We start from the raw sequence: 26,538 nt of genomic DNA, 5'->3' as shown, positions 1-26,538 counted from the left end.
GAGGAAAGACATGGAAAACATCGGATTGCTGATGGACGGGTTCGCCCACGTCCTGAGCTGGAACCACATTCTCCTGATGATGCTGGGCGTCACGCTCGGCATCCTGGTGGGCGTGCTGCCCGGCCTCGGCGCGCCCAACGGCGTGTCGCTGCTTCTCCCGCTGACCTTCTCGATGGATCCGATCTCGGCGATCATCCTGCTGTCCTGCATGTACTGGGGCGCGCTCTTCGGCGGCTCGACCACGTCGATCATCTTCAACATTCCCGGCGAACCCTCCTCGGTGGCGACGACCTTCGACGGTTATCCCATGGCCAAGAAGGGCGAGGCGAGCCGCGCGCTGACGCTTGCCTTCGTCTCCGCGGGCCTCGGCGCGCTTGCCGGCGTCGTCATGATCACGCTCATGTCCGGCTGGGTGGCGAATTTCGCGCTGCGTTTCTCCTCGCCGGAATACTTCGCCGTCTATTTCCTTGCCTTCGCCAGCTTCATCTCGATGGGCGCCCAGTCGCCCTTCAAGACCCTGGTGTCGATGATGATGGGCTTTGCGCTCGCCTCGGTCGGCATGGACACGATCTCCGGCAACCTGCGCCTGACCTTCGACATCCCCGAACTGATCAAGGGCGTCTCGTTCCTGATCGCCGTCATGGGCCTGTTCGGGATCGGCGAGCTGCTCCTGACCACCGAGGAGGGGCTGCGCTTCGAGGGCATCAAGGCGCGCGTCCGCCTCGTCGAAATCGGCCGCACGCTGATCGAGATGCCGCGCCACTGGTTCACCATCGCGCGCTCTACGCTGATCGGCATCTGGATGGGCATCACCCCGGCCGGTCCCACGGCGGCCTCCTTCATGAGCTACGGCGTCGCCCGCCGTTCGGCACGCGACAAGTCGCAGTTCGGCAAGGGTGATCCGCGCGGCATCGTGGCGCCGGAGACGGCCGATCACTCCGCCGGCACCTCCGCGCTGCTGCCGATGCTGGCGCTGGGCGTTCCGGGCTCGGCCACGGCCGCCGTGATGATGGGCGGGCTGATGATCTGGGGCCTCACCCCCGGCCCGACCCTCTTCACCGACCGGCCGGATTTCGTCTGGGGCCTGATCGCCTCCATGTATCTCGGCAACATCGTCGCCGTGGTCCTCGTCATTGCCACCGTGCCGCTCTATGCCTCGATCCTCCGGATTCCGTTCTCGATCATCGGCCCGGTCATCGTCGCCGTCATCCTTTCGGGTGCATACCAGGTGGGCAATTCGATTTCCGACATGTGGCTGGTGCTTGCCTTCGGCATGCTGGGCTACGTCTTCAAGAAGCTCGACTATCCGCTGGCGCCGCTCGTCCTTGCGATGGTGCTGGGCGACAAGGCCGAGGATGCCTTCCGCCAGTCCATGCTGATGTCCGGCGGCAACCTGTCGATCTTCTGGTCGAATGGCCTGGTGAGCGTCCTGATGCTGATCGGACTGTCGCTGCTGCTGTCGCCGCTCGCCTTCTGGCTGCTCGGCCTGGCGCGCCGTCGCCCGAATGACCCGGCCGGGATCGATCACGACGGCAAACCGGCCGTCTGACGGCCCGCCTGCCGATCCTGTGGAAACGAGGGAGGTTGCGATGAACGCGACGCCGCGAAAGTGGAACAACGAGACCTGGCCGATCGCGGCCGCCATGATCCAGTATCCGAACCTGTTGCCGGACGGCCGCTCGGTTCAGGACCAGTCCGTCGAGGAGTGGGCCGCAACGCTGGCCGACATCGTCGAGGCCGGCTTCACCGAGCTCGACCCGACCGACAGCTGGCTGCGGCTCGCCGACCTGTCGCCGTCGCGGCTGGAGAGCTTCATGGCCCTGACGCGATCGCTCGGGCTTTCGGTCCCCGCGATCTCCACGTCCAGGCGCAGCGTGATCGACGCGGTGCACGGCGATGAGTATCTGGCCTACGGTCATCGCGTCATCGATACCGCGAGCGCGATCGGCGCCAGCGCCGTCTCCTTCGGCCTGTTCGAGCCGCTGACCGAGGCGCAAAAGCAGGTGTTGTGGTTCTGGACCGTCGACGGCGCGAGGAACCCGGACGATCCGGCGATCTGGCAGAAGGCCGTCTCCCGCATCCGCGAACTCGGCCGTCATGCCGAGGAGCTTGGCATCGAGGTTTCGCTCGAGATGTACGAGGACACCTATCTCGGCACAGCCGACAGCTCGGTCCGGTTCGTCGAGGAAGTCGGGCTCGACAATGTCGGCATCAACGCCGATCTCGGCAATCTCATTCGCCTGCACCGACCGGTCGAGCATTGGCAGCAGATGATGGCGAAGGTTGCGCCCTATGCGAAGTTCTGGCACGTCAAGAACTATACCCGCATGGAAGATCCGGCGTCCGGTGCAATCATGACCCACCCCGCGCCGCTGGAATCGGGCATCATCAACTATCGCGCCGCCATCCGCATGGCGCTGGCGCATGGCTATGCCAGCCCCTTCCTGTGCGAACATTACGGCGGCGACGGTCTGTCGGTCGCAGCCACCAATCGTGATTATCTGCGGCGCATCCTGCCGCGCTGACGAGGATTTCGCCCATGACGACGATTTTCGACGCCCCGGAAGAGTTTGCAACGACGGCGCTGGCCGGTTTCGCGGCCCTCTACAGCCGCTTCGTTCGCCCGGTGAAGGGCGGGGTGGTCCGCGCGACGGCCGTGCCGGAGGGCAAGGTCGCCGTCGTCGTCGGCGGCGGCTCCGGTCACTATCCGGCCTTTGCCGGCTATGTCGGCCCGGGTCTCGCCGATGCGGCGGTCGCCGGGGACGTCTTCGCCTCGCCGTCGACTGCGGCGGTCGCGCGTGTCTGCCGCAAGGCCCATCGTGGCGGCGGTATCCTGCTCGGTTTCGGAAACTATGCCGGCGACGTGCTGAACTTCGGCGTCGCCGCCGAGCGCCTGCGCGCCGAAGGCATCGATGTCCGCATCGTTCCGGTGACGGACGACGTTGCCAGCGCATCGGCGGAGACGCCGGCCAAGCGGCGCGGCATCGCCGGCGACCTCGTGGTCTTCAAGATCGCCGGTGCGGCCGCGGAAGCGGGGCTCTCGCTGGACGAGGTCGAACGCATCACGCGCCATGCCAACGATCGCACCGTCTCTTTCGGCGTCGCCTTCGACGGCTGCACTCTGCCGGGTGCCGGCCATCCCTTGTTCACCGTGCCGGAAGGCCAGATGGCACTGGGCCTCGGCATCCATGGCGAACCGGGCATTCGCGAGGAGGCGATCGTCCCGGCGAGCGATCTTGCCAAGCTCCTGACCGACAAGCTGCTGGCCGAGCGCCCCGCGGGCACGGTCAGGGTCGGCGCTGTCCTGAACGGTCTCGGTTCGACGAAGTATGAAGAGTTGTTCGTGCTCTGGACGGCGGTCGCAGCGCGGCTGAAGGAGGCGGGGCTCGAGGTCGTGGCGCCGGAGGCCGGCGAATACGTGACCAGCCTCGACATGCAGGGCTGCTCGCTGACGCTGCTGTGGCTCGACAATGAACTCGAGACCTACTGGACGGCGACGTGCGACACGCCGGTCCTGCGCCGTGGCGAGGCGATCGCAACCGTGCCCGCCACCGATGTCCTCGCTGACGAGGACGGCCCGGCGCAGTATCCGGCCGCGACCGAAGAGGGCAAGCGCGGCGGTGCCTGCATCGCCCGCATCTTCGGCGAGATTTCGGCCCTGCTGCACGATGCCGAGGAGGAACTCGGCCTCATCGACGCGCGCGCCGGCGACGGCGACCATGGCCAGGGCATGGCCCGCGGCGCGGCCGCCGCACTCGACGCGGCGAAGGCGGCCAGCACTGTCGGCGCCGGAACGGCGAGCGTGCTCGCTGCCGCGGGTGACGCCTGGGCCGACCGTGCCGGTGGCACCTCCGGCGCGATCTGGGGCCTGCTGCTGCGGTCGTGGAGCAGTGCGCTCAACGACGAGACGGAGGCCGAAGGCGCCGCCGTCGTCAAGGGCGCACGCCTGGCGCTGGACAGTGTCTCCAGTCTCGGCGGCGCCAAGGTCGGCGACAAGACGCTGGTCGATGCGCTCGTGCCCTTCGTCGAAACGTTGGAGAAGAGCTTTGCCGCCGGCAAGGCGCTGCCGGCCGCCTGGGCCGATGCGGCTGCCGCCTCGAAGGCTGCGGCCGATGCGACCGCACAGCTGACGCCGAAGCTCGGGCGTGCCCGCCCCCTCGCCGAAAGGAGCATCGGTCATCCCGATGCCGGCGCCGTCTCCCTGTCGATGATCGCCGGCCGCGTGGCGGCGACGCTCGGCTGACGCGACCGGGCAAGGCTTCCGCGCCAGGGTTGGGGAAAGAGTTCGCCTCACGCTTCCGGAGCGTGAGGCGGCCATGGAATATCGGCTCCGCCGTCGTGCAGGAGCATGACCGGCTTGTGCTCTATGCCCGGTTCCAGCGGGCGCTCCATGCCGGGGCGTTGGCGCCGAAGGCCAGCGCCAGCATGATCCAGAACCTGTAGCAGCGGACGAACACGACGCCGATGAAGGCGAGGGCGCGCGAGCGCAAGCCCTTCAGCCGGTCGGTCCGGCCGATCCTGAGGAGCTCGGCGACGGGTGAGGCCGCGATGGCCAGGCTGCGCAGGATCCATCGCAGCCGCCATCCGCGCTGCGACTGGATCCGCACGAAATCGTGCGCCGTATGCCGCTCCCACTTCTTGGCGAGCTCGGCAAACGTCTTGCGCGCCGGATGATAGACGATCATGTCGGGGAGATAGTGGGTCCGGTAGCCGAGCCGCAGGGCGCGCTGCCCCCAGTCGCGATCCTCGGCGATCTCGATGCCGCCGAACGGGCCGACGGCTGCAAAAACCTCCGCACGCACCGCCAGATTGCCGGTGCCGGTAAAGCCCTGCTTGGCGATATATTCCTTCATCCGATAGGCGAAAACGCTCTCATAGGCTTCCAGAAGCGTCAGCCTGTTCGGGTCGGCACAGGCGATCCGCACGTCGCCGCCCAGGATCGCGAAATCCGCATGGGCCGAAAGGCAGCGCTCGATCTCGGCAAGCCAGCCGCTTCCGGCGATGCAGTCTGCGTCGATGAAGGCGAGGATGTCGCCCTTCGCGCTCGCGACGCCGAGATTGCGCGCCGGCCCCGGCCCCGGCACCGGCTGCGACAGCAGGGTGACGCGGGGGAAGGCGGAGCAGATCTCGACGGGGAGCACCCTGGATCCGTTGTCGACAACGATGATTTCGGCCTCCTGGCGGAGACCGGTCTGGGCGCGCAACGAGGCGAGGCACGAACGCAACGCCTCCGCCTGGTCGAGATGCGGGACGATGACGCTGATCATCGACCGGTCTCCGGCAGAACAGGACATTGCCAGGCAGTCCGCGCATGCGGACTTTCGACCGGGATCGGGACGTGATGCCTCATGAATATCGTAGCCTCCCGTTCGTATCCGCAAAGACGGCGAGATCGACCATACGACCAGCAAACCGTAACGCTCCAGTCGGCAATGGGGATAGGGACCTGACCTTTTGTCGAACTACCTTCGGTTCGGCAGGTGGCTATAAATGTCTGGACTAAGCGCAGGCGACCGGTTGGGGAAGATTGCGAAGGAATTGGCGGACAGTGTCACACTCTGAGTTCAGATCGGTCGCCGAAAACATCGAGATATGCCCGATCACACCCGGTGACGTGGAACGCGTTGCCGCGTTTCTTCATGCCGAACTGAACAGCCGGCTGTCGCCGTCGGCATGGGCTGCGGCCATCCGCCCGACGTGGCAATCGGCATCGCCCAATCATGGTTTCATGCTGGTGGACGGCGTGCGCGTGCTCGGCGCCTATGTCGCGTTCTATTCCCGGCGACGCGTCGACGATCGGATGGAAAATTTCTGCAATCTTTCCGCCTGGTGCGTGCTGGAGCCGTACCGCTCACACGGTCTCAGGCTGCTCAGGGCCATGCTTGCCCAGGACGGCTACACCTTCACCGACCTGTCGCCGAGCGGCAACGTCGTTCCGCTGAACACGCGGCTGAATTTCCAGCATCTCGATACGGCGACGGCGTTCGTCCCCAACTGGCCATGGCTGCGGCTCGGAAAGCGCCTGCGCATCGTCTCCGATCCGGCCACGATCGAAAAGAGCCTGAACGACCGCGATCTGCAGATCTACCGGGACCATGCCGGCGCTCCTGCGGCCTATCACCTCGCGGTGATAGCGGACGGCGAATGCTGCTATGTGATGTTTCGCAGGGACAGCCGGAAAAAGCTCCGCCTGTTCGCCTCGATCCTTCATGTCGGCAATCCGGATCTGTTTCAGCGGGTCGCCCGCCATGTCTACAGCCATCTGCTGACCCATCACGGCATCCTGGTGACGCTTGCCGAAACGCGCGTCGTTTGCTCCCGGCCGCGATACTCCATCCTGCTGGCCTCGCCACGACCCAAGATGTTTCGCAGCAGCAGGGTGTCGTCGAGCCAGGTTGACTACCTCTATAGCGAACTGACCTGCGTGCCTTGGTAGTGGGAGTGGGACGATACATGCGACCGGCAATCAAGACCAACCTGGCCCATCTCCTGCAGCAGGCAGCCCATGTCCATGCGGCATCTCCCGCGGTGACCTACAAGAATGCGACCTGCACCTATGCCGAACTCTGGCAGCAGGTCGGCAGGTTCGCCGCAGCGCTCGGTGCGATCGGGATGCGTCGTGACGATCGCGTCGCGGTCTTCCTCGAAAAGCGCATCGAGACGGTCGTGGCGATCTTCGGCACGACGGCTGCAGGCTGCGTCACCGTGCCGGTCAACCCCCTGCTCAGGCCGCAGCAGGTCGCCTACATTCTCGGTAACTGCGATGTGCGCGTCCTCGTCACCTCACCCGACCGCCTCGCCCAGCTCCAGGAATTCATCGCCGACAACGAGAAGCTGCGCAACGTCATCCTCGTGGACGACGCCTATGCCGACGACCGCCGGACGCAGGCTGGAGGCCGCGAGACGCATGGCTGGGCCGAACTGCTCTCGGCGGGGGCCGGGGCGGAACCCGAGATGAAGACGGTCGACTGCGACATGGCGGCGATCCTCTACACCTCGGGCAGCACCGGCAAGCCGAAGGGGGTCGTTCTCACCCACCGCAACATGATCGTCGGCGCCGAAAGCGTCAGCCACTACCTCGGAAACAGTCCCGACGACACGATCCTGTCCGCGCTCCCGCTGAGCTTCGATGCCGGGCTGAGCCAGCTGACGACGGCCTTCAATTCCGGCGCCCATGTCGTCCTGATGAATTTCCTCCTGGCCGGCGACGTCATAAGGCTCTGCGAAAAGCATGGCGTGACCGGGATCACCGGCGTGCCGCCCTTCTGGATCCAGATCGCCGAGCTCAACTGGCCGCCCGAAGTGGCTGCGCGGCTGCGCTACTTCGCCAATACCGGCGGGCGCATGCCGAAGGCGACGCTCGACCGGCTGCGCGCGCTGTTCCCGCAGGCGCTGCCCTACCTGATGTACGGGCTGACGGAGGCCTTTCGCTCGACCTATCTCGATCCGTCCGAGATAGACCGCCGGCCGGATTCAATCGGCAAGGCCATTCCGAACGCCGAGATCCTCGTCGTCAGGCCGGACGGCTCGCGCTGCGCGGCCGGAGAACACGGCGAACTCGTTCATCGTGGCCCGCTGGTGGCCATGGGTTATTGGAACGACCCGGTGCGTACCGCCGAACGCTTCCGGCCGCTCCCGGACGTCGACACGAGCTGGCGGGCCCCCGAAATCGCGGTCTTCTCCGGCGATACGGTCGTCGCCGACGAGGAAGGCTTCCTGTTCTTCGTCGGGCGGAAGGACGAGATGATCAAGACCTCCGGTTACCGCGTCAGTCCGACCGAAATCGAGGAGGTCGCCTACGCCACGGGCCTGGTCCGTGATGCGGTCGCGCTCGGGGTGGAGGACGCGGCACTCGGGCAGCGCATCGTCCTCGTCGTAAGCCCTGTTGCCGAAACGCTCGACGCAGCCGCCCTGCTGGCGGCCTTCAGGAAACGGTTGCCGCAATACATGGTGCCTTCGGAGGTCATCGAAATGGACGTCATTCCAACCAACCCGAACGGCAAGTTCGACCGGGTCCTGCTGAGGGAGAAGGCCAGCTCGTGAGCGCACACCCCTCCATCGCCGAATTTGCGGTCGCCGGAGATTGCCTCGCCGTCGGCGGCGTTTCGCTCGATCGTCTCGCCGAACGCGTCGGCACGACGCCGTTCTTCGCCTATGATCGGCAATTGATCACGTCGCGAGTCGGATATCTCCGGTCGGTGCTGCCGCAGGCGGTCAAGCTGAGCTATGCGGTGAAGGCCAATCCGATGCCGGCGGTCGTCCAGCACCTGTCCGGCCTGGTCGATGCGCTCGACGTCGCCTCGGCGCTGGAAATGAGGGTCGCGCTCGACACGCCGGTGCTTCCCTCACATGTCAGTTTTGCAGGCCCGGGCAAGACCACAGCGGAACTGACGCAGGCCGTGGCGGCTGGCGTCAAGATCGAAATGGAATCGCCAAACGAGGCGACCCGGCTGGTGGAGATCGGCAACAGGCTGGGAATCCGCCCGCGCGTCGCCCTCAGGGTCAATCCGGACTTCCAGGTCAAGGGATCCGGCATGCGCATGGGCGGCGGGCCGCAGCAGTTCGGCGTCGACGTCGAGGAGGTTCCCGCGCTGCTGCGCTCGCTCGCGGCGACAGATCTCGACTTCCTCGGATTCCATGTTTTTGCCGGCTCGCAGAACCTGCATGCCGAAATCCTTTGCGAGGCGCTGGCAAGGAATGTCGCGCTGCTGCTGCGGCTTGCCGGCGAGTGCCCCTGGCCGGTGCGCTATCTCAACCTCGGCGGCGGATTCGGCATCCCCTATTTCGAGCAGGATCGCCCGCTCGACCTTTCGCCGGTGGGAAAGACGCTCGGCGATCTCATCGAGGGATCGATCCACCCGCAACTCCCCGACGCCCGAGTCGTGATCGAGCTTGGACGGTACCTGGTCGGCGAAGCTGGCATCTACGTCACGCGCGTCGTCGATCGCAAGGTCTCGCGGGGGCGCGTCTATCTCGTGGTCGACGGCGGCCTGCATCATCAACTCGCCGCTTCCGGCAATTTCGGGCAGGTCATCCGTCGCAATTATCCGATCGTCATCGGCAACCGGATGCGGGACACCGAACTGGAGAGCGTATCGGTGGTGGGATGCCTGTGCACGCCGCTCGATCTCCTGGGTGACAACGTCATGCTTCCGCGTGCCGACGTCGGCGATCTCGTCGTGATCTTCCAGGCGGGCGCCTACGGCCTGACCGCCAGCCCGACCGCCTTTCTCGGCCACCCGATGCCGGCGGAGGTTCTGGTCTAGGGTCGCCTTGCGCGCATGCTCGAAGATTTGGTTTCAGACACTGAGAGGGCAGCATGAATACGTCAACACTCGAAGCCGTGAAGGACGTCATCATAGAGACGCTCGGCATAGAAGACCGGGGCAGGATCGAGGCGGCCTCGACGCCCCTGTTCGGGAATATCCCGGAACTCGATTCTTTCGCTGTCCTCAGCCTCGCGGCCGCGCTGGAGCAGCGGTTCCGCTTCAGGATCGACGACAGCGACTTCACCGGCGAAGTCTTCGAGACCGTCGGGTCCCTGGCCCGCTTCGTGGATAGCAACCTGAGCCACTAGGCCGGGATGCGCCGGGTCGAAGGTGGCTGCAACTGCGTGGGAGACCGGAATTGGCAGACAGAATTCAGCACAGTTCGCCCGTGCTCGAGGCGGCAGGGGCGGCGGCGGCCACCGTGTCCGTCGTCATCGTCACCTATAACAGCGCCTCCGCCCTGCCGGCCCTGCTCGGATCGGTGCCGGCGGGGTTGAACGGGGTCGACCGCTTCGAGGTCGTCATCGTGGACAACGAATCCAGGGACGGGTCCGCGGACCTGGCGGAAGCTCATCCGATCCGCCCGAAGGTCATCCGCATGGGCCGAAACGCAGGCTATGCCGCCGCCATCAATGCGGCCGCCGCGACCGTGCATCCGAACTCCCATCTCCTCATTCTCAATCCCGACCTCAGGCTCTATCCTGATGCGGTGAGGCCGCTGCTCGATCATCTCGACATGCCGACCGTCGGCGTCGTCGTTCCGCTGAACTACAGGGAGGACGGCACGCTCGACCCGACGCTTCGGCGGGAGCCGTCCATGCTGAGCGCCTGGGCCGACGCGATCCTGGGCGGGACGCTGGCGGCGCGGATCGGCTGGGGCGAAGTCGTGGGCGAGCCGTCCCGCTACGATCGCAGCGGACCGATCGAGTGGGCGACCGGATCCGCCCTCCTCGTCTCCGCACAGGTCCGGCGCACTGTCGGCGACTGGGACGAAACCTTCTTCCTCTACAGTGAGGAGGTGGACTACCAGCGAAGGGTGCGCGAGGCGGGCTTCGAGATCGTCTACGAACCACGGTCGAAGGTGATGCATGCCTCCGGAGGCAGCGGCGCGAGCCCCCGCCTGTACGCGCTGCTGACCTCCAACCGGATCCGCTACTACGGGCGCCATCACGGATTTTTACGGACCTCGATATTCCGGCTGGGAGTCGCTGCCGGGCAGGCCATCAGGTACAGGCGGGGCGCGCCGCACCGGGCGGCCCTCTATAGCGCCCTGATGCCGCTAAGGCCCGTATCCGAATTCCAGGCCAACACGCGGAACTAGCCATGGCGGCGGATCGACGGCGAATTCTCAATTTCCATGGCGTCGGCGAGCCTCTCCGGGCGTTGGAGCCCGGAGAGGCGCCGTACTGGCTCGGCGTTGACCGGTTCCGTGCAGTACTCGATCGCATCGTTGATCATCCGGATCGCGACCGGTTGTCGATCACCTTCGACGACGGCAACGCTTCCGATCTTCTGATCGCTGCCCCCGAACTGCAAAGGCGCGGCCTTGAGGCGGAGTTCTTCGTCCTGTCGGGCCGCATCGGCGAGGCCGGGTCGCTGGACAAGGACCAGATCCGGACGCTGATGCGGATGGGCATGCGCATCGGCAGCCACGGTGTGGCCCACAGCGACTGGTCGAGCCTTTCGGCACATGCGTTGCAGCACGAGCTCGGCACCTCGAAAGCGGCCCTCGAGGAGATCTGCGCGGCCCCCGTACAGTCGGCCGCGATACCGTTCGGCCGCTACAATGCCGCAGTCTTGCGCGCCTTGAGAAGGGCCGAGTATGCCGTTGCCTATTCGAGCGACGGCGGAAGTTCCGCCACGGCGGCCTTTCTCCATCCGCGAACGTCGCTGCGGCAGGACATGACCGACCGTAGTCTCGAAGAGGTGCTTTCCGGGAACATTGCCCCCTGGCGGCGGTTGCGCCGCTTCGCCGGCATGACCGCGCGGGCCTGGATCTGAAGCGAGTGTCACGGCGCGGGCCGGTCGGATATCAGCGGGAGCTGCCGCCGGACCCTGGATATCACCGCCCTGATTCGCTGCGCGCCTTGCCGCTTGTGAGCGGCAGCGGACACGAATCGGTGATTGAAGGCCCGCGGACATCCGCTCATAGATTGCAAAATTGCGATATTCACAAAAATTTTCGAATTTCACGCGCTGCGCGCATTTCTGCAACACTCGAGCGCCCTTCGTTAAGAATTCCCTAATGTTTTCAGCGCCGATCCCGCGAGTGGGCGCATGGATTTCAACTTCTCCGTCGGATGGTTAGCCAGTAGTTGCCTTAATTTGGGCGTTTCCGATTCTGGCAAATATTTCAAAAAATAACTTGCAGCCGGCCGAGATAATGTGGCGGCAATATGGCCAATATAGTCGGTAGTCTTACTGGTTCCGAGGCGTTGCAGCCCCCGGAAAGCTGCACTATTAGTTCCGCCGTGCCGTCGGATTAACAAAAATATTAACCGGCTTAACACACAGATAGTAACCACTCATCTCCAAAGGGTTCAGGGTGGGGAGAAAGGCAAAGTTGCAGTGACAAGCACAATTCGCGATGAAATCAAGTCCGGAGTCCGGGCTGAGACGACGCACGTCGGTGGTACCATCAACGAAAATGGCCAGGCTGTAGCTCTGTCGCTTGACAAGCTGCTCGACCTTCTGTCGAGCCGCACCGATGATCTGGATGCCAATGCCTATAACGAGCGCGTCAGCAAGCTGATCGACGACTTCGGCAAGAAGGCTGCCGACCTCAAGGGCGGCTGGGGCGACGTCTCGCTCGCCGGCAGGTCGGGCACGACCGCCACCAAGGCAGATCTCCAGTCGTCGACCGAGCTGTCCTCCGTCAAGACCGCCGGCGTCACCGACGCCGTCGCAGAAACGCAGTCGACCGCGGCCCCTGCCGACACCATGGCTGCCCGCAGCGTCGAAGCCGCAGCAGCGGCACCGGTTGCTGCCGCCGCCGCAACCTCGTCCGGCTTCCCGGATGCCTCGACCACCGGCGTTCCGGCCGGAACCGCGCTCAAGGCCTATACCGGCCCGATGACCATCACCAGGGACGGCACGGTGATCGAGAACGCGATCATCAACGGCTCGCTGCGCATCACCGCCGACAACGTCGTGATCAAGAACAGCGTCATCAAGTACAGCGGCACCTGGGGCATCGACGCCGAGGGCGCCAGGAACGTCACCATCCAGAACAACGACATCACCGGCCCGGGCTATTCCGGCACCGCCAATGCCGCCATCCTCGGCAGCGGCAACTTCAGCGGTAACGACATCTCCAGGTCGGAGAACGGCATCGTCCTGCAGGGCGGCGCCAGCACGGTGAAGGGCAACTACATCCACGACCTCGAGGCGGCCGGTTCCGACCCGCACTATGACGGCATCTCGGTGCAGGGCGGCCAGAACGGCGTGCTGATCGAAGGCAACACCGTCATCGGCCGCGACACCTCCGACGTCTTCATCAAAAACGACTTCGGCCCGATCGCCAACGTCAAGGTGACCGGCAACCTGCTGCTCGGCGACAGCGGCTATCCGATCTATGTCGACGGCCGCGCCAATGGTGGACCGATCACCGGCGTCACGATCACCAACAACCACATCGAGAAGGGCTACTACGGCTACTACAGCATCGAGAACTCCAAGCCGTCTCTCTCCGGCAACGTCCAGTATCCGAGGAACGGGGCACCCGAGCCGGGTGACGGGACCGTTTCCCCGGAGCCGACGCCGGAGCCCACGCCGACGCCGACCCCGACTCCGACCCCGGGTAACAAGGTGATCGACGGCACGAGCGGCAAGGACAAGCTCGTCGGCACCTCCGGCAAGGATACCCTCAACGGCAAGGCAGGCAATGACACCCTCGACGGTCGCGCCGGCAACGACACGCTCAACGGGGGGACCGGCAACGACACGCTCAAGGGTGGCGCAGGCGCCGACACCCTCAACGGTGGCAGCGGACGCGACACGGCGAGTTATTCCGGTTCCAACGCTGCGGTGAACGTCAGCCTCTGGAAGGGCACCGGCACCGGGGGGCACGCCCAGGGCGACAAGCTTTCCGGCATCGAGAACCTGACCGGCTCCAGCCACAACGACACGCTGAAGGGCAACAGCGGCAACAACGTCATCAAGGGGGGCCTCGGCGTCGACAAGATGATCGGCGGTAGCGGCAACGACACCTACGGTGTCAACGACTCGCGGGACGTTGTGATCGAGAAGCCCGGCAAGGGGCACGATCTCGTCAAGGCGAGCGCCAGCTACAAACTCGGCGCCAACATCGAAGACCTCCATCTGTCGGGAAGCCGCGACCTGACGGGCACGGGCAACGGCAAGGCGAACGAGATCATCGGAAATTCCGGTGACAACAGGCTATATGGCGGTGGCGGCAACGACGTGATCAAGGGCGGCGCCGGCAACGACATCATTCGCGGCGATGGCGGCTATGACAAGCTCACCGGCGGCAGCGGCGCAGACGGGTTCGTATTCCGTCAGGCGACCCTGAAATCGGACAAGCCGGACCATATCACCGATTTCGCTTCGAACGACCTGATCCGTTTCGACGTCACCTCCGGGCCCACCGGAGCCCTGGCCGACAGCGCGTTCCGGCTCGGCACCCGTGCGCTCGACAGCAACGACCGCTTCATCTTCGACAGGAAGACCGACACGCTCTACTTCGACAAGGACGGCAGCGGCTCGGCCTCACAGATCAAGGTCGCCGTCTTCGATAACGGCTACACACTGTCGGCCGACGACATCTGGTTGTTCTGATAGCGAACCACGTTTGCCGCCGGAGCTTGCGCCGACGGAATTTGTAGAGAACAGGAAGCGCGCCGGTGGACACCTCGGCGCGCTTTTCGCATCGGACACCTTCGCGAGGCGTGATGGTGGCCCGTCTACCCCTGTCACCGCTGCGCGGTGGACGCAGGACGTTCCGCAGGGTCACACCTTCGAGCGAGGCGGCTAATCGCAGCCGCGCATACTGAGCATCTACCCCCGTTCGGATACACCTTTAGACGAAACGACTACCGCGTTTTGTTTCCTTTACTCCCAGCCTGAAAAGAACTCTGCTGAACCCCGGAAGAACTTTGCCGGGAACCGTGGGTTCAGGCCACAGATCTTCTTGGGGTTTGGCGGGAACGGGGGCTCATCCGGAATGATCGCACCTTCAGTGACCCTCGGCGAGGGGGTCGTCATTCATCATCCCGATCTGGTCAATCTCTATGGCTGCACGATTGGGGCCGGCAGCCGCATCGGGACATTCGTCGAGATCCAGAAGAACGCCGCCATCGGCCGCGACTGCAAGATTTCCAGCCACACGTTCATCTGCGAGGGCGTCACCATCGAGGATGGCGTCTTTGTCGGGCACGGCGTGATGTTCACCAACGACATGCATCCGCGCGCCGTCAATCCGGACGGGAGCCTGCAGACCGACAGCGACTGGGAACTGCTTCCCACCCGCGTCGGCCGCCGGGCCTCGATCGGCAGCAATGCCACGATCCTGCCCGGCCTGACGATCGGCGAGGGCGCGCAGGTGGGAGCCGGCGCAGTGGTGACCAGGGACGTGCCCCCTCATGCAATCGTCGCCGGCGTGCCGGCGCGCGTCATCGGCCGCGTCGCGGACGCGCCCTACGAGATCCTCTCTTCCGGGAGAAAATGATGATCGGCATTGCTGTAGTCGGATATGGATACTGGGGGCCGAACCTGGTTCGGAACATCGCCGAGATCCCCAATGCGAGAGTAGTCTATGTCTGTGATCTCGCAAAGGAGCGGCTGGCGAACGTCAAGCTCCGCTATCCCGCAATCGAGATCACCGACGACTTCGAGGAGATCCTGCGCGATCCGCGGGTCGACGCGGTGGCGATCGCGACGCCGGTCTCGACCCACTACCCGCTCGCCATGAAGGCGATGATGGCGGGCAAGCACGTCTTCGTCGAAAAGCCGATGGCATCCACCGGCGACGAGGCACGCCGGATGGTGGAGGAGGCCGCGCGGCGCAAGCTGGTGCTCGCCGTGGACCACACCTTCATCCACACCGGCGCCGTCCGCAAGATGCGCGAGATCGTCGAGAACGGCCTCGGCGACATCTATTACTACGATAGCGTGCGGGTGAACCTCGGCCTGTTCCAGCACGACGTCAGCGTCATCTGGGATCTGGCGGTGCACGATCTCTCGATCATGGACTACGTGCTGCCGGAAAAGCCGGTGGCGGTCTGTGCCACAGGGATGAGCCACGTCGCCGGCGAGCCCGAGAACATCGCCTATCTCACGCTCTTCTTCGAGAGCAAGCTGATCGCGCATGTCCACGTCAACTGGCTGGCGCCGGTCAAGGTGCGGCGCACGCTTGTCGGCGGCAGCGGCAAGATGATCGTCTATGACGATCTCGAGGCCAGCGAGAAGATCAAGGTCTACGACAAGGGCATCACGCTCAACGGCAATCCGCAGAAGAACGGCGAGAAGGTCTACCAGATGCTGGTCGGCTACCGCACCGGCGACATGTACGCCCCACAACTCGACATGACCGAGGCGCTCGGCCGCGAACTGCGGCAGTTCGTCGAATGCATCGAGACCAACGGCCAGCCGGAAGCCGACGGCCAGGCGGGCCTGCGCGTCGTGCGCATTCTGGAAGCCGCAACCCAGTCGCTTGCCCAGCGCGGCCGCGTCATCGAACTCGAGCAGCAGAGGCGTATTGCATGATCCCGTTCCTCGATCTGAAGGCCCAGTACGCCTCGCTAAAGAGCGAGATCGACGCGGCGGTTCTCGGCGTTCTGGCTTCGGCACAGTATGTGCTGGGCGAGGAGGTCGCCCAGTTCGAGCGCGAGTTTGCGGCCTATTGCGGGACGAAGCATGCGATCGCCGTCAACACCGGCACCAGCGCCCTGCATCTGGCGCTGCTCGCCGCCGGTGTCGGCCCCGGCGACGAGGTCGTCACCGTGCCCTTCACCTTCGTCGCCACCGCATCGGCGATCTGCTATGCCGGCGCGACCCCTGTCTTCGTCGACGTCGAGCCGGTGACGCTGACGATGGACCCGCAGCAGTTGGAGGCGGCGATCACGCCGCGCACCAAGGCGATCCTGCCGGTCCATCTCTATGGCCAGATGGCCGACCTCGATGCGATCAAGGCGATCGCCGATCGCCACGGCATTCCTGTCATCGAGGATGCCTGCCAGGCGCACGGCGCGGAGCTCGACGGACGCCGGGCAGGCAGCATCGGCGTTTCCGGCTGCTTCAGCTTCTATCCGGGCAAGAATCTCGGCGCCTGCGGTGAGGGCGGCATCGTCGTCACCAACGACGACGACCACGCCAGGACCATCCGCATGCTGCGCGACTGGGGCCAGGAACAGCGCTACCACCATGCGCTCAAGGGCTTCAACTATCGCATGGACGGCATCCAGGGTGCGATCCTGCGGGTCAAGCTCCGCCACCTCGAGGACTGGACCGAGGCGCGTCGCGCCCATGCCAAGCGCTATTCCAGCTTGCTGAAGGGGTCGCCGGAAGTGAAGACCCCCGTCGAGATCGAGGGCCGCCGGCACGTCTATCACGTCTATGCCCTGCGCTGCCGCGACCGCGACGCGCTGCAGCGCCACCTGCAGGCCGAGGGCGTCCAGACGGGGCTGCACTATCCCATTCCCGTGCACCTGCAGAAGGCCCATGCCGACCTCGGCTACAAGGCGGGCGACTTCCCGGTCTCCGAAACCGCGGCGCGCACCGTGCTGTCGCTGCCGATCTATCCGGAGATGACGGTGGGGCAGGTCGAGCAGGTGGTGGCAGCGATGGAGCAGGATGCCTATGTCGGTTGAACAGCTCGCCGCCCGCATTGTCCCTTCGGTCCACGGCCGCCGCGAGGCGCCGGCCGATCCGGACCATCAGCGTGCGCTGGTGGAGGAACTGAAGCAGGCCTATACGCCCGCGGGCCTCGTCGAGTTCTACGGGCGCTTTGCGATGGGCGACGGGTTCTTCGACGCGATGATGCGCAAGCTGATCGTGAAGGCGCTCGCCCGCAGTTCCGGCTCCGGGCTGCAGGTCGGCAGCGGCGTCGGCTTCAAGCATGCGGACACCTTCGAGATCGGCAGCGGCGTCTTCATCGGCGCCCAAGCCTATATCCAGGGCCGCTTCGACGGCACCTGCCAAATCGGCGACAATGTCTGGATCGGCCCGCAAGCCTATTTCGACGCGCGCAATCTGGTGCTGGAGGACCATGTCGGCTGGGGACCCGGCGCGAAGGTGCTCGGCTCTAGCCATACGGCGATCCCCGTCGACGTCCCAATCATCCGCACCGATCTGGAGATCAAGCCGGTCAGGGTCGGCGCCTGGGCCGATATCGGCACCAATGCCACGATCCTGCCCGGTGTCACGATCGGCAAGGGTGCCATCGTCGGCGCCGGCGCGGTGGTCACGTCCGACGTCGAGCCCTTTTCGGTCGTTGCCGGCGTGCCGGCGAAATTCATCCGGTGGCGGCAGGAACCGCTGCCGGACCTCCCCTCGTGAACGGTGGATAGGTCATGAAGAACAAACGGATACTGATCACCGGCGGGGCGGGCCTGATCGGCTCGCACATTGCCGACCTGGTCGCCCTCGAAGAGCCGCGCGAAATCCTCGTCCTCGACAATTTCGTCCGCGGCCGGCGCGAGAACCTGGAGGCGGCGATCGCCGCTGCCCCGGTGACGATCGTTGAGGGCGACATCCGTGACCGCAAGCTGCTTGCCGAAATGTTCGAAGGGGTGGACATCGTCTTCCACCAGGCGGCGATCCGCATCACCCAGTGTGCCGAGGAACCGAGGCTGGCCTTCGAGGTGCTGGCCGGCGGAACGTTCGACGTGCTCGAGGCTGCGGTGAATGCCGGCGTCTCGAAGGTCGTGGCGGCGTCGTCCGCATCCGTGCTCGGGCTCGCCGAGAGCTTCCCGACCACCGAGGATCACCATCCCTACAACAACCGCACGATCTATGGCGCGGCGAAGGTGTTCAACGAGGCGCTGCTGCGCAGCTTCACCGACATGTACGGCCTGAACTACGTCGCGCTCCGCTACTTCAACGTCTATGGCCCGCGCATGGATGCCTACGGCGTCTATACCGAGGTGATGATCCGCTGGATGGAGCGGATTGCGGCCGGCCTGCCGCCGATCATCTTCGGTGACGGCCTGCAGACGATGGATTTCGTCAATGCGCGCGACATCGCCCGCGCCAACATGCTGGCGGCGAAATCGGACGTGACCGACGAGATCTTCAACGTCGCCAGCGGCACCGAGACGAGCCTGCTCGAGCTTGCCCAGATGCTGGTCCGGATCATGGATTCCTCCGTCGAGCCGCAGTTCCAGCCGGCACGCAAGGTCAACGCGGTCACCCGCCGGCTGGCCGACACCAGCAAGGCGGAGCGGCTTCTCGGCTTCCGCACCGAGATCTCGCTCGAGGACGGACTGCGCGAACTGGTCGCCTGGTGGCGCAGCGAAGTGGACCGGGCCAAGGGCGAGGCGGCGTGATGGCGATGATCCCCGTTGCAAAACCGATGCTGGACGAGCGCGAGGTCGAGGCCGTCAGGCGGGTTGTCCTGTCCGGCTGGGTCACGCAAGGCCCCGAGGTCGCGGCGTTCGAAAACGAGTTCGCCGCCTTTGTCGGCGCGGACCACGCCTGCGCGGTGTCCAACTGCACCACGGCGCTGCACCTGGCGCTGAAGGTTGTCGGCGTCGGGCCGGGCGACGAGGTCGTCACCGTCAGCCATTCCTTCATCGCCACCGCCAATGCGGTGCGCTATTGCGGTGCCGTTCCCGTCTTCGTCGACATCGAGGAGAACGGCTTCAACATCGATCCGGCCGGGATCGAGGCCGCCATTACGCCGAAGACCAAGGCGATCCTCTGCGTCCACCAGCTCGGCATGCCCTGTGACCTCGAGCGTATCGTCGCAATCGGCAGGCGCCATTCCATCCCGGTGGTCGAGGACGCGGCCTGCGCTTCGGGAAGCGAGATCCTCTGGCAGGGCCGGTGGGAGAAGGTCGGAAAGCCGCATGGCGATGTCGCCTGCTTCTCCTTCCATCCGCGCAAGCTGCTCACCACCGGCGACGGCGGTATGCTGACGACGGCCAATGCCGACTATGACGCGAAGTTCCGCCTCTGGCGGCAGCACGGCATGAGCGTCACCGATGCGGTGCGCCATGGCTCCAGGCAGGTGATCTTCGAGAGCTATCCCGAGCTCGGCTACAACTACCGCATGACCGACATGCAGGCGGCGATCGGTCGGATCCAACTCGCCCGGCTCCCGGACCTCATTGAGGGTCGCCGCCGGATGGCGGAGTTCTACCGCCAGGGCCTGGAGGACATCCCCGGCGTCGAGGCGCCGGGCGAACCCGCCTGGGCGCGCACCAACTGGCAAAGCTACTGCGTACGCCTTGCAGAAGGGCTGGACCAGCTTAAGGTCATGCAGACGCTGCTCGATCGGGGTGTCTCCACCCGTCGCGGCATCATGAACAGCCATCGCGAGCCGGCCTATGCCGACCCGTCGACGCACAGGGTCGTCGGAAGCCTGGAAAACAGCGTCGCAGCGCAGGAGCGGTGCGTCGTCCTTCCGCTGTTTGCGCAGATGACGGAAACCGACGTGGCGACGGTGCTGGACGAACTCCGTCAGGCCTGCCGCCTGCCGTCCCGCGAGCGCCCGATCGCGGCCGCCGAGTAGGTCGCCTTTTAACTAGGCGCGAAGCCGCAGTTTCTCCACCGGCCGGGCAAGTGTGAAATCCGCTACAGATCGAAAACCCCGGGGAGCGATCCGCGCCCCGGGGTTTTCGATCTGTCTCGGGGAAGCACCCCGAGCCGGACGGCCGATCTCACACGGATTTCGAAAGCAGGGCCCGCACCGGCATCGGCAGGGATTCGGGCGGCAGCAGGCTGAGCAGGCTGCGAAGCGCATGGAGGCCGAGGACGAGGGTCACGAGCGTACCTGCCGCCATGGCCTGCCAGGGCGCCAGGTACTGCGTCGCGCAGAAGACGAGGCCCGAGGCGACAATGAAGAGTGCTCCCGTCCTGACATTGGCGCCCGACCAGCGGAACTGCGTCAGGTGGCGGGCGATGGCGTAGACCATGAACCCCTGCCAGACATAGAGCCCGAGAAAGGCGATCGCAGCACCCGTCGGCCCGAGCCGCGGCACAAGCAGCACGGCCAGGACCACATGCAGGCTGTGCGAGACGACCTCGGAAAAGAAGAAGATCATCTGCCGGCCCTTGGCGATGATCACATATCCGAGCGGCCAGGACACGATCCTGAGCAGCACGCCCAGGCAGATCCAGCGCAGGATCTCGGCAGCCGGATAGAATTCCGGAGAGTAGAACAGCCACATCGCCACTGGCGCAAAGGTCAGCGTGGCCAGCACGCCCGGTCCTCCCAGAAGCAGGCTGATCTGCGTCTGCTCGTTCACCAGCCGGTTGGCGGCCGTGTGATCGCTCGCAGCCGCCGTCAGCCGCGGATAGAAATCGGCCCCCATCGCCTGCAGGATGAAGCCGGCATAGAGGCCGCCGAGCGCCCAGGCCGCCTGGTACTGCCCGGCAGCGGCAATTCCCCCCTCCCACGTCACGAGCATGCGGATGACATAGGCGGCGCCGAAGCCGAGGATCCCGCTCAGCATGAAGGCGAAACCGAGTTTCAGGAGCGGCGCGACTTCCTCGACCAGTTCGCCGGTCGACATGGTCTGCCGGCTGATGCGAAGCTTCCGGCCGGACCACCAGCAGATCAGCAGCAGCGCCGCCGCGCTCATGACGATCGCCGGCGCCAGGGCGGCGGGACCGAAGAGGAATACGAGCGAGACGGTGATGCAGGTCGTCGCAAGACCCGACAGGATCTGGATGCGGGCGAGGCTGGCGATGTCGCGCATGCCCTGCGTCAGCGCGATCTGCCCGCCGGCCACCAGTTGCAGGAGGATCGCCAGAGCCAGCAGGGCAACCCCCAGCGTATGCTGGTCGTCGCCGAATGTGAGGTTGGCGATCGGGCTGGCGAGGGCTGCGAGCAGGACGGCGCCGATCAGGCCGAGCACGACCGAGGTCCTGCGCAGGGCTGTCGCGGTGCGCGCGATGCGGTCGGTATCGCCGGTTCCCGCGGATTCGGCGATCTGGCGCACACCGCTGGACTGGACCCCGAAGCCCGCCAGAGCCTGGGCCAGATCGACGATCGAGAGATAGAGGCTCATCTGCCCGACGCCGGCTGGACCGAGCAGGATGGCCAGCGCCTTGTTCTTCACGATCGAGAACAGCACGTTGATGACCGAGGATCCCCCGATCATCGCCATCGATTTCAGGATGTGGAAATAGGACTGTTGCCTGTCGGTTTGCGGCGCCGTCATTGCCATCGATCCGTGCGAGCGCCACATCGGCACCCGTCCCCTTGGTTTTCGTCAATCCGGTTGCAACACGCGGCGGACGACCGCGACGGTGCTCTCCTGCCATGGCGGCGCGCGCCAGCCGAATGTCCGTTCGAATTTGGCGCAGCACAGGCGCGAGTTCAGCGGTCGCCGCGCCCTGGTCGGGTAGTCCGCCGACGCGATGTCATGGACCTCCGCGAAGGGTCCGCCGCGCGCCTTGCTCGCCTCGAACACCGACCGTGCAAGGCCGGCCCAGTTGGTATCGCCGGTGCCGGCCACGTGATAGATGCCGGGGCGCTCCCTTGCCGGGTGTGTCGCGACCAGCAGGATCGCATCGGCGAGGTCCGGCGCGCTGGTCGGATTGCCCCACTGGTCGGCGACGACGGATATCGCCGGGCGTTCGCCGGCAATCCGCAACATGGTCTTGACGAAATTCGTGCCGAAGGGGCTGTAGACCCAGCTCGTCCGCAGGATGACATGGCGCGGATTGGCGCTCGCCACCGCGTGCTCGCCACGCAGCTTCGTATAGCCATAGACCGTCTTCGGTTCCGTCTCGTCGTCTTCCGAATAAGGCCGCCCGGCGTCCCCGGAGAAGACGTAGTCGGTCGAGATGTGGATCACCGGGATCCGCAGCGTCGCAGCCGCGTCCGCGACCGCGGCCGCGCCGATGACGTTCACCGCATAGGCGAGGTCCTGCTCGTCCTCCGCCCGGTCGACCGCAGTGTAGGCCGCCGCCGAGACCACGATGTCGGGCCGGGCTGAAAGGATCTCCCGCCGGATGGAGGCCGGATCCGAAAGTTCGAGCGCCGGTCGCCCGGCCGTTACCAGCTCGAGGCCGGGCATGGCAGTGGCGGCCTCGGCGAGGCTCGTCGCCAGCTGTCCATGCGTGCCCGTCACCAGGATCTTCATTGCCCTGCGGCCAGTCTGCCGAGGCGGTCGCCGGCATAGGTGCCTTCGCGGATCGGCCGCCACCACCAGTCGTTGTCGAGATACCAGTCGACGGTCCGCTCCAGCCCGGTCGCAAAGGTCTCCCGCGGTTCCCAGCCGAGTTCGCGCTCGATCTTGGACGTATCCATCGCATAGCGTCGGTCGTGGCCCGGACGATCGGCGACGAAGGCGATCAGCGCGCGATGGCTCTCGCCGTTCCGGCGCGGCCGCCGCCTGTCGAGCGCGTCGCAGATGGCCTCCACGACCGCGAGGTTGGTCAACTCGGCGCCGCCGCCGATGTTGTAGCTCTCGCCGATCCTGCCGCGTTCGGCCACCAGCGCCAGCGCCCGGGCATGGTCCTCGACATGGAGCCAGTCGCGGACGTTCGCCCCGGCGCCGTAGATCGGCAGCGGCTTTTCGTCCAGCGCGTTCAGGATCACCAGCGGGATGAGCTTTTCCGGGAAATGGAAGGGCCCGTAGTTGTTGGAGCAGTTGGTGACGACGACCGGCACGCCGAACGTATGGTGCCAGGCGCGAACCAGATGGTCCGAGGCCGCCTTCGAGGCCGAATAGGGCGAGGACGGCGCGTAGGGCGTGGCCTCGTTGAAGGTGCTGTCGTCGAAGGGAAGGTCGCCGAAGACCTCGTCGGTCGAGACATGGTGGAAGCGAAACCGCTCGGCAGCCGGCGCCGGCAGGCTGCGCCAATATTTCAGCACCGCTTGCAGCAGCCGGTAGGTGCCGACGATGTTCGTCTCGATGAAGGATCCCGGTCCGTCGATCGAACGGTCGACATGCGTCTCGGCGGCAAGGTGGATGACGCGGTCGATCGCCTCGTTTCGCAACACCTCGCCGATCGCCGCCTCGTCGCCGATGTCGGCCCGCACGAAACGGTAGTTGGGCAGGCCCGAGATCGAGGACAATGAGGCGAGGTTGCCGGCATAGCTGAGCTTGTCGACGTTGACGACGCGGTTTTCCAGATCGGCGGCGAGATGGCGGCAGAGTGCCGAGCCGATGAAGCCGGCGCCGCCGGTGACGAGAATGTTCATGGCCAGGTTCCCCCCGTTGGCCCGAAGACGTCCGCCTGTGCCAGGCGTGGCGCATTGCGATCCTTGTCCGAAAGCTGGAATTGCGAGGCGGCGATCGGCCAGGTGATGCCGATCTGCGGGTCGTCGTAACGGATCGACCGGTCGTGGGCCGGCGAATAGGGGCTCGTGACCTTGTAGATCACCTCGGTGTCCGGCTCGAGCGTCACGAAGCCGTGCGCAAACCCCTTGGGCACGAGCAGCTGGTTCCAGTCGGCGGCCGTAAGCCGCACCGCGCACCACCGGGCAAAGGTCGGCGATCCCTCGCGGATATCGACGGCGACGTCGAAGATCGCCCCGCGCGTCACTCGCACGAGCTTGTCCTGCGCAAACGGCGGCAACTGGTAGTGGAGCCCGCGAAGGACGCCGCGCGCTGCGGAATAGGAATGGTTGTCCTGGACGAAATCGAGCGCGATGCCGGCCTCTGCGAAGGCTTGCGCGTTCCAGGTCTCGGAAAAGAAACCGCGCTCGTCGCCGAACTTGCGCGGCCGTATCTCCAGCACGTCCTCGATCTCCAGCCGCCTGATTTCCAGCGTCATCCGGCGCGTTCCTCGACGAGGCGGTTCAGATAGGCGGCATAGGCCGTCTTGCCGAGCAGGCTGGCGCGCCGGCTCACCTCCTCCGGTCCGAGCCAGCCCATTTCCAGCGCGATCTCCTCCGGGCAGGCGATCTGCACGCCCTGGCGCCGTTCCACCGTGCGCACGAAGGAGGAGGCGTCCTGGAGGCTGTCATAGGTGCCGGTATCGAGCCAGGCATAGCCGCGGCCGAGCTGGCAGACATGCAGGTCGCCGCGCTCCAGGTAGATGTTGTTGACGGTGGTGATCTCCAGCTCGCCGCGGGCAGACGGCTTGATCGTCTGGGCGATGTCGACGACGTCGTTGTCGTAGAAGTAGAGGCCCGTCACCGCCCAGTTCGATTTCGGCTCGGTCGGCTTTTCCTCGATCGTCAGCGCCTTGCCGGTCTTGCGGTCGAAGCTCACGACGCCGTAGCGCTCGGGATCGTCGACGTGATAGGCGAACACCGAGGCGCCCTTCTTTCGGGCCGTCGCCTCGCGGCAGATGCCCGGCAGGCCGTGACCGAAGAAGATGTTGTCGCCGAGGATCATGGCGACGTTGTCCCAGCCGATGAAGTTGCGGCCGATGATGAAGGCCTCCGCAAGCCCGTTCGGTTGCGGCTGTTCGGCATAGGAGATGTCCAGGCCGAGATCCGATCCGTTCCCGAACAGAGCCCGGAAGCAGGGCAGGTCGCGCGGGGTGGAGATGATCAGGGTCTCGCGGATGCCGGCGAGCATCAGCACGCTCAGCGGATAGTAGATCATCGGCTTGTCGTAGATCGGCAGGATCTGCTTCGACACCGCGATCGTCAGCGGATAGAGCCTCGTGCCGCTGCCGCCCGCCAGGATTATGCCCTTCATCGTGTCCGCCCCTTGTTGCACTCCGGACCGGCCGGTCCATTGCCCCATTTCGTCATTGGCTCGCCTGCTCCGTTGGATCGTCCGCAGCCGGCACGTCCGCGGCCTCGTCCGGCAGGGTGCCGGCGGTCGGCAGCCGCGTCCGCACGACGCGCACGACATCGCCCGGCTGCACCGTCGTCGTCTCGTTCGCCTCGAGCATGTCGACCTTGCCGTCGGCGCGCCGCGAGATGCTGTAGCTGGTGAGCGAGGTGCTGGCCGCGCCGTCGCCGCCCGCATCGCCAACGAGGGCGCCGTTCAGCACGTTGTTTCGGGTGTCGCGCCGCAGTTGCAGTTGCTTCAGCGCGCCCTTTTCCGCCTGCAGCTGCGCCGTCACGTCCACCTGGCGGTTGTCGGTCAGCCCCTCGAGATTGCGTGTCGCCTCGGAAATGTTCTGGCGGGCGCGCATGATCGCCGTGACCATGTCGAGCCGCGTCGCTTGGTATCCGCGCAGCGAGCGTTCCAGGTCGGTCTGCCGCGTCGGCAGGATCACGCCGCGCTCCACCATCGGCTTGACCGTCTCGAGTTCCTTGCGGACGGATTCGATGTCTTCGTCGTTGCTGTCGATCTTCTTCTCCAGCGTGTCGATCTCCTGGCCCATCAGTTCGCGAAGTTCCGTGAAGGAGCGCGACTGGCGCTCGACCACGGCGGCGCGTGCGGCAAAGATCTGCTGCTCCTGCTGGAAGATGGTCGCGGCCAGCGGATTGTCGCGATAGGGCTTCAGGTCGAAATCGAAGCCCTTGGCGCCCGCCATCTCGGCCTCGAGCCGGGCCACGCGGATGCTGCCGCGCAGGATGGAATCGTTCAGTTCCCGCAGTTCGCCCGCATATTCCACCCCGCGCGTGCCGGTGAGACCCTCCAGCCTGAATTCGCCGCCGGCCATGGCGAGCGTCTGCAGCACGGTCAGGCCCGGGCGAAAGCGGTATTCTCCGGGCGAGGCGACGTCGCCGACCACGTAGACGGGCGGATAGTCGATGACGGCGATCGAGGCGTCGGGCTTCTCGACCAGCCCGATCCGCGTCTTCAACTGATCGGCGATCCTGGCCGCCAGCTGGGCCTCGTCGAGATCACCGACGGGAACGTTGCCGAGAACGGGAAGCGAAAGGGTGCCCTCGTCGGAAACGACGAACTCGCCGCCGAGCGCATCCCAGCGCTCGTAGGTCCCCCGCGTCGGCATCCACTGGACCACCGACAGCCGGATGCGCGTCTGGGGCGCAAGCTTCGAGGCAACGGCCGGCGCGGGCGCCAGCGCGCCGGCCACGACCAGCGCGGAGAGGATGATCCCGGCCTTGAGGGACCTGCAGCTTTGCAGAATGGCGACTGGCATGTCTTTCTCCGACCCGTCACAGGGAGATGCAGATGCAAGATACAAATGCACGCTCGACCAATGCTCGGCGCTGCCTTCCGGACAGCGTGTCCCAGTGTGCAAATTCCTGAAATATTGAGAA

The 26,538-nt window shown here is 65.6% G+C and carries 23 protein-coding genes; 16 read left to right on the top strand and 7 right to left on the bottom strand.

Going from position 1 to position 26,538, the window contains the following annotated elements; translation table 11 throughout:
* The first annotated feature begins 10 nt into the window (after window positions 1–10).
* Genes LQK81_RS19085 through LQK81_RS19075 form a run of 3 tightly spaced genes read left to right on the top strand, consistent with a single transcriptional unit; the run spans window position 11 to window position 4,243 of the window.
* Entirely contained in the window at window positions 11–1,549 is a 1,539-nt protein-coding gene (locus tag LQK81_RS19085) for a tripartite tricarboxylate transporter permease (protein ID WP_230807955.1), read from the top strand.
* Between the two features lie 40 nt (window positions 1,550–1,589).
* Window positions 1,590–2,525, top strand: coding sequence for a sugar phosphate isomerase/epimerase family protein (locus LQK81_RS19080; protein ID WP_230807954.1), 936 nt, complete (start codon window positions 1,590–1,592; stop codon window positions 2,523–2,525).
* 14 nt (window positions 2,526–2,539) lie between these two features.
* On the top strand, window positions 2,540–4,243 hold the full coding sequence (locus LQK81_RS19075) for a dihydroxyacetone kinase family protein (protein WP_230807953.1): 1,704 nt from the start codon (window positions 2,540–2,542) through the stop codon (window positions 4,241–4,243).
* A 121-nt stretch (window positions 4,244–4,364) separates the two neighbouring features.
* Here the strand turns inward: LQK81_RS19075 and LQK81_RS19070 are convergent, their stop codons facing one another.
* Window positions 4,365–5,267, bottom strand: a complete 903-nt coding sequence (locus LQK81_RS19070; protein WP_230807952.1) for a glycosyltransferase family 2 protein — start codon at window positions 5,265–5,267, stop codon at window positions 4,365–4,367.
* A 281-nt stretch (window positions 5,268–5,548) separates the two neighbouring features.
* Here LQK81_RS19070 and LQK81_RS19065 point away from each other — a divergent pair, with 281 nt between their 5' ends.
* The 13 genes from LQK81_RS19065 (at window position 5,549) to LQK81_RS19005 (ending at window position 19,959) form a co-directional block, all read left to right on the top strand.
* Complete coding sequence (locus LQK81_RS19065; RefSeq protein ID WP_230807951.1) at window positions 5,549–6,436, top strand: hypothetical protein; 888 nt, start codon at window positions 5,549–5,551, stop codon at window positions 6,434–6,436.
* 17 nt (window positions 6,437–6,453) lie between these two features.
* A complete protein-coding gene (locus tag LQK81_RS19060) occupies window positions 6,454–8,043 on the top strand; it encodes an acyl-CoA ligase (AMP-forming), exosortase A system-associated (protein WP_230807950.1) in 1,590 nt (529 codons plus the stop codon).
* Entirely contained in the window at window positions 8,040–9,266 is a 1,227-nt protein-coding gene (locus LQK81_RS19055; RefSeq protein WP_230807949.1) for a pyridoxal-dependent decarboxylase, exosortase A system-associated, read from the top strand. Before LQK81_RS19060 ends, LQK81_RS19055 begins: the two co-directional genes overlap by 4 nt.
* Window positions 9,267–9,319: 53 nt before the next feature.
* Entirely contained in the window at window positions 9,320–9,577 is a 258-nt protein-coding gene (locus LQK81_RS19050; RefSeq protein ID WP_230807948.1) for an acyl carrier protein, read from the top strand.
* Window positions 9,578–9,639: 62 nt separating this feature from the next.
* Window positions 9,640–10,590 (top strand): glycosyltransferase family 2 protein, encoded by a 951-nt coding sequence (locus tag LQK81_RS19045; protein WP_230807991.1) that lies wholly within the window; start codon window positions 9,640–9,642, stop codon window positions 10,588–10,590.
* Between the two features lie 2 nt (window positions 10,591–10,592).
* Window positions 10,593–11,270: a polysaccharide deacetylase family protein gene (locus tag LQK81_RS19040; RefSeq protein WP_230807947.1), complete on the top strand. Its 678-nt coding sequence runs from the start codon at window positions 10,593–10,595 to the stop codon at window positions 11,268–11,270.
* A 567-nt stretch (window positions 11,271–11,837) separates the two neighbouring features.
* On the top strand, window positions 11,838–14,066 hold the full coding sequence (locus LQK81_RS19035; RefSeq protein ID WP_230807946.1) for a calcium-binding protein: 2,229 nt from the start codon (window positions 11,838–11,840) through the stop codon (window positions 14,064–14,066).
* Window positions 14,067–14,451: 385 nt separating this feature from the next.
* Window positions 14,452–14,955, top strand: coding sequence for an acyltransferase (locus tag LQK81_RS19030; protein ID WP_230807945.1), 504 nt, complete (start codon window positions 14,452–14,454; stop codon window positions 14,953–14,955).
* Window positions 14,955–15,992, top strand: coding sequence for a Gfo/Idh/MocA family protein (locus tag LQK81_RS19025; RefSeq protein ID WP_230807944.1), 1,038 nt, complete (start codon window positions 14,955–14,957; stop codon window positions 15,990–15,992). The genes LQK81_RS19030 and LQK81_RS19025 overlap by 1 nt, the downstream gene beginning before the upstream one ends.
* Window positions 15,989–17,095, top strand: coding sequence for a DegT/DnrJ/EryC1/StrS family aminotransferase (locus LQK81_RS19020; protein WP_230807943.1), 1,107 nt, complete (start codon window positions 15,989–15,991; stop codon window positions 17,093–17,095). The genes LQK81_RS19025 and LQK81_RS19020 overlap by 4 nt, the downstream gene beginning before the upstream one ends.
* The gene (locus LQK81_RS19015) at window positions 17,085–17,783 is read left to right on the top strand and encodes an acyltransferase (protein ID WP_230807942.1); all 699 of its coding nucleotides are present in this window, start codon (window positions 17,085–17,087) and stop codon (window positions 17,781–17,783) included. Before LQK81_RS19020 ends, LQK81_RS19015 begins: the two co-directional genes overlap by 11 nt.
* A 14-nt stretch (window positions 17,784–17,797) precedes the next feature.
* Complete coding sequence (locus LQK81_RS19010) at window positions 17,798–18,772, top strand: NAD-dependent epimerase/dehydratase family protein (protein ID WP_230807941.1); 975 nt, start codon at window positions 17,798–17,800, stop codon at window positions 18,770–18,772.
* Entirely contained in the window at window positions 18,772–19,959 is a 1,188-nt protein-coding gene (locus LQK81_RS19005; protein ID WP_230807940.1) for a DegT/DnrJ/EryC1/StrS family aminotransferase, read from the top strand. The genes LQK81_RS19010 and LQK81_RS19005 overlap by 1 nt, the downstream gene beginning before the upstream one ends.
* A 148-nt stretch (window positions 19,960–20,107) precedes the next feature.
* On the opposite strand, the gene LQK81_RS19000 is transcribed toward LQK81_RS19005, so the two are convergent.
* The 6 genes from LQK81_RS19000 to LQK81_RS18975 are packed head-to-tail and all read right to left on the bottom strand — an operon-like array spanning window position 20,108 to window position 26,417.
* Window positions 20,108–21,613, bottom strand: a complete 1,506-nt coding sequence (locus LQK81_RS19000) for an O-antigen translocase (RefSeq protein WP_230807939.1) — start codon at window positions 21,611–21,613, stop codon at window positions 20,108–20,110.
* Between the two features lie 51 nt (window positions 21,614–21,664).
* On the bottom strand, window positions 21,665–22,540 hold the full coding sequence (gene rfbD / locus LQK81_RS18995; RefSeq protein ID WP_230807938.1) for a dTDP-4-dehydrorhamnose reductase: 876 nt from the start codon (window positions 22,538–22,540) through the stop codon (window positions 21,665–21,667).
* Window positions 22,537–23,604 carry a dTDP-glucose 4,6-dehydratase gene (rfbB, locus tag LQK81_RS18990; RefSeq protein ID WP_230807937.1) on the bottom strand — a complete coding sequence of 356 codons (1,068 nt, stop codon included), beginning with the start codon at window positions 23,602–23,604 and terminating at the stop codon, window positions 22,537–22,539. Before rfbB ends, rfbD begins: the two co-directional genes overlap by 4 nt.
* Window positions 23,601–24,179: a dTDP-4-dehydrorhamnose 3,5-epimerase gene (gene rfbC / locus LQK81_RS18985; protein ID WP_230807936.1), complete on the bottom strand. Its 579-nt coding sequence runs from the start codon at window positions 24,177–24,179 to the stop codon at window positions 23,601–23,603. Before rfbC ends, rfbB begins: the two co-directional genes overlap by 4 nt.
* A complete protein-coding gene (gene rfbA / locus LQK81_RS18980; protein ID WP_230807935.1) occupies window positions 24,176–25,054 on the bottom strand; it encodes a glucose-1-phosphate thymidylyltransferase RfbA in 879 nt (292 codons plus the stop codon). The genes rfbC and rfbA overlap by 4 nt, the downstream gene beginning before the upstream one ends.
* Before the next feature lie 52 nt (window positions 25,055–25,106).
* On the bottom strand, window positions 25,107–26,417 hold the full coding sequence (locus LQK81_RS18975) for a polysaccharide biosynthesis/export family protein (RefSeq protein ID WP_230807934.1): 1,311 nt from the start codon (window positions 26,415–26,417) through the stop codon (window positions 25,107–25,109).
* Window positions 26,418–26,538 lie beyond the last annotated feature (121 nt).

Origin of the sequence: Rhizobium sp. GN54, from assembly GCF_021026345.1 — a bacterium.
Classification (GTDB): Bacteria; Pseudomonadota; Alphaproteobacteria; order Rhizobiales; family Rhizobiaceae; genus Mycoplana.
The sequence above is the reverse complement of the archived record's forward strand: the minus strand, read 5'-3'. Positions and strand labels throughout refer to the sequence as shown.

Coding starts and splice junctions, on each gene's coding strand:
- rfbB (WP_230807937.1), bottom strand. CDS start 23,604: ATGAACATTCTCGTCACCGGCGGCGCCGGCTTCATCGGCTCGGCACTC.
- LQK81_RS19010 (WP_230807941.1), top strand. CDS start 17,798: ATGAAGAACAAACGGATACTGATCACCGGCGGGGCGGGCCTGATCGGC.
- LQK81_RS19075 (WP_230807953.1), top strand. CDS start 2,540: ATGACGACGATTTTCGACGCCCCGGAAGAGTTTGCAACGACGGCGCTG.
- LQK81_RS19080 (WP_230807954.1), top strand. CDS start 1,590: ATGAACGCGACGCCGCGAAAGTGGAACAACGAGACCTGGCCGATCGCG.
- LQK81_RS19020 (WP_230807943.1), top strand. CDS start 15,989: ATGATCCCGTTCCTCGATCTGAAGGCCCAGTACGCCTCGCTAAAGAGC.
- LQK81_RS19025 (WP_230807944.1), top strand. CDS start 14,955: ATGATCGGCATTGCTGTAGTCGGATATGGATACTGGGGGCCGAACCTG.
- LQK81_RS19015 (WP_230807942.1), top strand. CDS start 17,085: ATGTCGGTTGAACAGCTCGCCGCCCGCATTGTCCCTTCGGTCCACGGC.
- LQK81_RS19000 (WP_230807939.1), bottom strand. CDS start 21,613: ATGACGGCGCCGCAAACCGACAGGCAACAGTCCTATTTCCACATCCTG.
- LQK81_RS19060 (WP_230807950.1), top strand. CDS start 6,454: ATGCGACCGGCAATCAAGACCAACCTGGCCCATCTCCTGCAGCAGGCA.
- rfbC (WP_230807936.1), bottom strand. CDS start 24,179: ATGACGCTGGAAATCAGGCGGCTGGAGATCGAGGACGTGCTGGAGATA.
- LQK81_RS19005 (WP_230807940.1), top strand. CDS start 18,772: ATGGCGATGATCCCCGTTGCAAAACCGATGCTGGACGAGCGCGAGGTC.
- LQK81_RS18975 (WP_230807934.1), bottom strand. CDS start 26,417: ATGCCAGTCGCCATTCTGCAAAGCTGCAGGTCCCTCAAGGCCGGGATC.
- LQK81_RS19030 (WP_230807945.1), top strand. CDS start 14,452: ATGATCGCACCTTCAGTGACCCTCGGCGAGGGGGTCGTCATTCATCAT.
- rfbA (WP_230807935.1), bottom strand. CDS start 25,054: ATGAAGGGCATAATCCTGGCGGGCGGCAGCGGCACGAGGCTCTATCCG.
- LQK81_RS19040 (WP_230807947.1), top strand. CDS start 10,593: ATGGCGGCGGATCGACGGCGAATTCTCAATTTCCATGGCGTCGGCGAG.
- LQK81_RS19050 (WP_230807948.1), top strand. CDS start 9,320: ATGAATACGTCAACACTCGAAGCCGTGAAGGACGTCATCATAGAGACG.
- LQK81_RS19070 (WP_230807952.1), bottom strand. CDS start 5,267: ATGATCAGCGTCATCGTCCCGCATCTCGACCAGGCGGAGGCGTTGCGT.
- LQK81_RS19085 (WP_230807955.1), top strand. CDS start 11: ATGGAAAACATCGGATTGCTGATGGACGGGTTCGCCCACGTCCTGAGC.
- rfbD (WP_230807938.1), bottom strand. CDS start 22,540: ATGAAGATCCTGGTGACGGGCACGCATGGACAGCTGGCGACGAGCCTC.